7 protein-coding genes and 1 pseudogene are annotated in these 2833 nt (G+C 70.5%); 5 read left to right on the top strand and 3 right to left on the bottom strand.

Going from position 1 to position 2833, the window contains the following annotated elements; genetic code table 11:
- A pseudogene (locus Q0A33_RS06105) lies at positions 1 to 190 on the top strand (hypothetical protein); the annotation flags it as partial.
- A gap of 69 nt (positions 191 to 259) precedes the next feature.
- On the opposite strand, the gene Q0A33_RS06100 reads toward Q0A33_RS06105, so the two are convergent.
- On the bottom strand, positions 260 to 775 hold the full coding sequence (locus Q0A33_RS06100; RefSeq protein ID WP_291794474.1) for an OsmC family protein: 516 nt from the start codon (positions 773 to 775) through the stop codon (positions 260 to 262).
- A 93-nt stretch (positions 776 to 868) separates the two neighbouring features.
- Between Q0A33_RS06100 and Q0A33_RS06095 the strand changes: the two genes are divergently transcribed.
- Both Q0A33_RS06095 and Q0A33_RS06090 read left to right on the top strand, forming a co-directional pair.
- A complete protein-coding gene (locus tag Q0A33_RS06095) occupies positions 869 to 1093 on the top strand; it encodes a hypothetical protein (RefSeq protein WP_291794473.1) in 225 nt (74 codons plus the stop codon).
- Entirely contained in the window at positions 1083 to 1520 is a 438-nt protein-coding gene (locus tag Q0A33_RS06090; protein WP_291794472.1) for a TA system VapC family ribonuclease toxin, read from the top strand. The genes Q0A33_RS06095 and Q0A33_RS06090 overlap by 11 nt, the downstream gene beginning before the upstream one ends.
- A 58-nt stretch (positions 1521 to 1578) precedes the next feature.
- On the opposite strand, the gene Q0A33_RS06085 is transcribed toward Q0A33_RS06090, so the two are convergent.
- Entirely contained in the window at positions 1579 to 1812 is a 234-nt protein-coding gene (locus Q0A33_RS06085; RefSeq protein ID WP_291794469.1) for a hypothetical protein, read from the bottom strand.
- Positions 1809 to 2030, bottom strand: a complete 222-nt coding sequence (locus Q0A33_RS06080; RefSeq protein ID WP_291794468.1) for a MerR family DNA-binding transcriptional regulator — start codon at positions 2028 to 2030, stop codon at positions 1809 to 1811. Before Q0A33_RS06080 ends, Q0A33_RS06085 begins: the two co-directional genes overlap by 4 nt.
- Positions 2031 to 2101: 71 nt before the next feature.
- On the opposite strand from Q0A33_RS06080, the gene Q0A33_RS06075 reads away from it, so the two are divergent.
- Both Q0A33_RS06075 and Q0A33_RS06070 read left to right on the top strand, forming a co-directional pair.
- Positions 2102 to 2269 (top strand): hypothetical protein, encoded by a 168-nt coding sequence (locus Q0A33_RS06075; RefSeq protein ID WP_291794466.1) that lies wholly within the window; start codon positions 2102 to 2104, stop codon positions 2267 to 2269.
- A 130-nt stretch (positions 2270 to 2399) separates the two neighbouring features.
- Entirely contained in the window at positions 2400 to 2765 is a 366-nt protein-coding gene (locus Q0A33_RS06070; RefSeq protein WP_291794464.1) for a hypothetical protein, read from the top strand.
- Positions 2766 to 2833: the final 68 nt, after the last annotated feature.

Below are 2833 nucleotides of genomic sequence, written 5' to 3'. Positions count from 1 at the left end.
CCTCACCGCCGTGGCGGAGCCCGGCACCGTCGTGACGGACGCGGACACGGCCCGGATCATCGAACGGGACCGGACCTTCGAGTTCAGCGGCCGCCGCGACATCTCGCTGCAGGGCCTGGGCGAGGTGGGCGTGGTGGAGATGCACCGCCTCTCCGCCGGCACCATCGCCACCGAGGACATCATCGACTGAGACGCTCCGGCCGCGGCGCTGCCGGCGGGTTGCCGCGGGCACCGTGACCGGCACCCGCAGCTGTGCCGCTCAGTCCGTGGTGCCTGCCCTGCGCACGGTGAAGCGGGGCTTCTCGCGCAGGCTCTGCCCCACCACGCAGTAGCGCTCGGTGGAGGCGGCGAGGCGTTCGAGCTTCGCATCGTCGGCATCGCAGTCCACCTCCGCGACGACCTCGATCGGTCCCACGCCCACCGGTACGGAGGAGTCCATCCCGAGGGTGCCGCGGGCGTCGAAGGAGCTCCGCGCGCTCAGGCGGGCGCTGCGGATCTCGAGGTTCATGGCGGTCGCGACGCTGCGGAGGGTCACGCCTGCGCAGCCGAGCAGCGCCTCCATGAGCATGTCGCCGGAGCAGGCGTCCGCCCCGTCACCGCCGGTCGCGGAGTGCAGTCCCGCGCGGGTGGGGCCGGACCAGGTGTCGACGGTCGCGGTGATGCCGTCGTCGCGCCAGTCTCCCTCCGCGGCGATGGGAGTGTGGGCGGAGTCCGGGTCCTGGGTGTAGCGCTCGCGGAGCGGGGCCTGCAGTGCGCGGAGTTCTGTGCGATCCATGGTCCGGATTCTCCCATGCGCAGGCCGGCGGCGGTGCCGCAGATGTCATGAACGCGTCATGGTGTCGTGATGACGTGATGTTATAGTGTAGCCATGCGTACGACCCTGGACATCGACCCGGTGGTGCTGAGTGCCGCACGGGCGAAAGCGGCTGCGGAGCGGATCTCACTGGGGCGGGCGCTGTCGGACATCGCGCTGGCCGCTTTGGCTCCGCGATCGGTATCGTCACAGCCGGATTCCGCCTTCCCCGTGCTGGCTGGGAATCCGGCGCACAGAGTGACAGATGAACTGGTTGCGGACTTCCGTGATGACGACTGATCCTTCACGGCCCGCGCTGCTCGATGTCAACGTCCTGCTCGCTCTGAGCTGGGACCAGCACGTCCATCATGCCGCCGCGCACGCGCAATTCGGGAAGCTGATCGGCTGGCGGACCAGTCCGGTGACCGAGGCCGGCCTGGTCCGCCTGTTGCTCACCGAAGCGGTTGTGGGCAGGAAGGTGACAGGGCAGGAGGCGCTTGGGCAGCTGAAGGCGCTGCGAGGCGTCCCCGGGTGGGGGTGGCTCGAAGACGACCAGTCCCTTGCGGTGCCCATCGTGGACCTTCGCGTTCTCATGGGGCGCCGACAGGTCACGGATCTTCAGCTGGTGAATACTGCTGCCGCGCACGGTGCTGTGCTCGCCACATTCGACGCTGGTCTCCGTGATTCCCTTGCACCTGCGGATCGGCAGTGGGTGGAGGTCTGGTGAGACGCTTGCGTCGGATGGGCTGAGCGCGGTCACGAGACGCACAGCTGCGCAGGACCGCTCAGCTGCGTGCGGTCTGGCGCTGCCGGACTTCCTCGGAGACAGGTGCTCCGTCGCAGTCCAGGCCGGCGGCGATCAGTTCGCGGTAGTGGTCGATCTTGCCCTCCAGCGCGGCCTCGGCTGCATCGAGCGCCCTGCGCCGCTCCGCCAGCATCACCCGGGTCTCCTCCAGCAGGGCGATGCGGCGGCCGTGGCTCGCGGCACCTTCCGCGAGCAGCGCCACGAAATCCTTCATCGCCGCCGTGGGCATGCCGTGCCCCGGAGCGTGGTGAGAAGCAGGACGAGGTCGCGCTCACGGGGGCTGTAGGTGCGGCGCCGGGTGGGGTCCCGGTTCACCGGCGGGAGGATGCCCTCCTTCTCGTACCAGCGCAGGGTGTCCGGGCTGAGCTCCGAGAGCTCCGCCATCTCTGTGATGCCCATGCCGGTCGTCTCCGCCGTCACCGCTTCTCCCATGGGCGAAGGCTAGCTCCTGGAGCGGACTCCAGGGCAAGACACGGCCGGAGTCCCGTCCGGGCCCGGGGGAGGTGGGCATCGACGTGACGACGGCGGGCATCGGCCTCATCGCCGCCTTCTGGGTCTCCGGAGTGATGCCGCAGGCGCCGGGCTTCATCCCCGGACTCGAGGTCTCCGGCATCGTGCGGGAGCTCGGTGAGGGGGTCACCGGGCTCGCACTCCGCGTCCGGGAGGGCTGACGCCTGCGCGGCACCCGAGGCGCGCCCCTGCGCCGTGCCGGTGCGACACGCGCAGGTGGCAGGATGGTGGGTGCCGTCTCCCTTCTCGCAGGATTCGGCGCTCCGACCGCCGAGTCCCGAAGGGTGCCACGTGACCGCCTCCTCTGCTCATCCGCGCACGCGCTGGGCCGCCGTCGTCCTGCTGCTGGTGGTCGGCATCGCCGCAGCCATGCAGTTCGCCAAGGTCGCGACGGTCTTCGTGCCGGTCTCGCAGGCCTACGGCGCGGCCGGCACTGCGGGTGCCATGCTCATCTCCGCTCCCGCCGTGGTGGGACTGGCGCTGGGCCTCACGGCGAGCGTGCTGGTCTCCCGGCTGGGGTTCCGCCGCGTGGTCCTGGGCTGCCTCGCGCTGGGGGCGGTGCTCTCCCTCACCCAGGCGCTGCTTCCGCCGCTGCCGCTCTTCCTCGCCGCCCGTGCGCTCGAGGGCGAGGCTCATCTGGGTCTCGAGATCTCCTGACCCGTCCTCCTCATCCAGCTCAGCGCACCGCGCCGTGTCTCGCTGGAGATGAGCATCTGGGGCTCCTT

Origin of the sequence: Brevibacterium sp., from assembly GCF_022712115.1 — a bacterium.
GTDB lineage: Bacteria > Actinomycetota > Actinomycetes > Actinomycetales > Brevibacteriaceae > Brevibacterium > Brevibacterium salitolerans.
Note: the sequence above shows the minus strand (reverse complement) of the source record. Positions and strands in the feature narration are given on the sequence as shown.